Source organism: Clostridium fessum (assembly GCF_003024715.1).
In the GTDB taxonomy this organism is placed as follows: Bacteria; Bacillota; Clostridia; order Lachnospirales; family Lachnospiraceae; genus Otoolea; species Otoolea fessa.
Genome location: NZ_PYLO01000023.1, coordinates 1 through 794, shown reverse-complemented (window position 1 = coordinate 794; position 794 = coordinate 1). Strand labels below are relative to the sequence as shown.

The following is a 794-nucleotide window of genomic DNA, read 5'->3' as shown; positions in this document are numbered from 1 at the left end:
AAACCGAAGCTGGTCTGTGAGAATCATGCGATGCCGGTATTCTATCGGGATGTCATGTATAGGGAAGCAGAACCGGGAGAAGATACGGCTTATTTAAAGCTATTTGATGGGCGTGAGTGGAAGTGGTTTCAGGTGAAATTACTTCATACCGATATGGAATATCTTCGAAAAAAGTGGAGCGGGAAAGAGGCATCTGCCCCAACTTTGGAAAGGAAACATCATAAATATTTCCTTCGGTTTTCATACACAGAGGAAGTAACCTTATCGAAAACAGCTGTAAAAGAGCAGGTGATATGCAGTGTTGATTTGGGAATCAATACGGATGCAGTCTGCAGCATCATGCGGGCAGATGGCACTATCCTGGGACGTAAATTTATAAATTTCTCCAGTGATAAAGACCATTTGTATCATGTGCTTGGCAGAATCCGCCGTTTTCAGAGGGAACATTCCTCCAGACAGGTCCAAAGCCGATGGGATTATGCAAAAAGGCTGAATATGGAGCTGTCCCGCAAAATAGCTGCGGAGATCACGAAATATGCCGCAGAGTATCAGGCAGGTGTAATTGTGTTTGAGTATCTGGAAATGCAGGGAAAAATATCCGGAAAAAAGAAACAAAAGCTTCATTTATGGAGAAAGCGGGATATTATGGAGCTGTCCCGCAAAATAGCTGCGGAGATCACGAAATATGCCGCAGAGTATCAGGCAGGTGTAATTGTGTTTGAGTATCTGGAAATGCAGGGAAAAATATCCGGAAAAAAGAAACAAAAGCTTCATTTATGGAGAAAGCGGGATAT

General features: G+C 43.1%; 1 protein-coding gene. It reads left to right on the top strand.

Going from position 1 to position 794, the window contains the following annotated elements:
- The coding region (locus C7U56_RS16090; RefSeq protein ID WP_477100012.1) for a nuclease/transposase family protein at positions 1 to 794 on the top strand (794 nt) is incomplete at both ends.